The sequence below is a fragment of the Bradyrhizobium sp. CSA112 genome, from assembly GCF_029051645.1.
In the GTDB taxonomy this organism is placed as follows: domain Bacteria; phylum Pseudomonadota; class Alphaproteobacteria; order Rhizobiales; family Xanthobacteraceae; genus Bradyrhizobium.
In genome coordinates this window covers 1-465 of record NZ_JAACFS010000137.1, presented here as the reverse complement: position 1 = coordinate 465, position 465 = coordinate 1, and the positions used below count along the sequence as shown (strand labels likewise).

The following is a 465-nucleotide window of genomic DNA, read 5'->3' as shown; positions in this document are numbered from 1 at the left end:
ATGTAATAGGATCCGGCCAGTGGATCGACGGTGCGGCAGAGTTCTGATTCTTCCTGGATGATGATCTGGGTGTTGCGGGCAATGCGTGCTGAGAAATCGGTAGGCTAACCAAGCGCTTCGTCAAAGGCGTTGGTATGCAGTGACTGAGTACCGCCCAGCGTCGCAGCCAGCGCTTCAATGGTGGTGCGGATAACGTTGTTATACGGATCCTGTTCAGTCAGGCTCCAGCCTGAGGTCTGGCAGTGGGTACGCAGCGCCAGTGATTTCGGGTCCTGTGCGCCAAATCCACTGACCGCTTCGCTCCATAAAGAACGTGCCGCACGCAACATGGCGACGTTCATAAACAGATCCATGCCGATGCCGAAGAAGAACGACAGGCGAGGAGCGAAGTCATCAATTTTCAGTCCGGCAGAGATTGCTGCTTTGATGTACTCAATCCCATCAGCGAGCGTAAATGCTACCTGC

The 465-nt window shown here is 54.6% G+C and carries 1 pseudogene; it reads right to left on the bottom strand.

Features of this window, described 5'->3' with window-relative positions:
* A pseudogene (locus tag GWE18_RS42025) lies at positions 1 to 465 on the bottom strand (methylmalonyl-CoA mutase family protein); the annotation flags it as partial.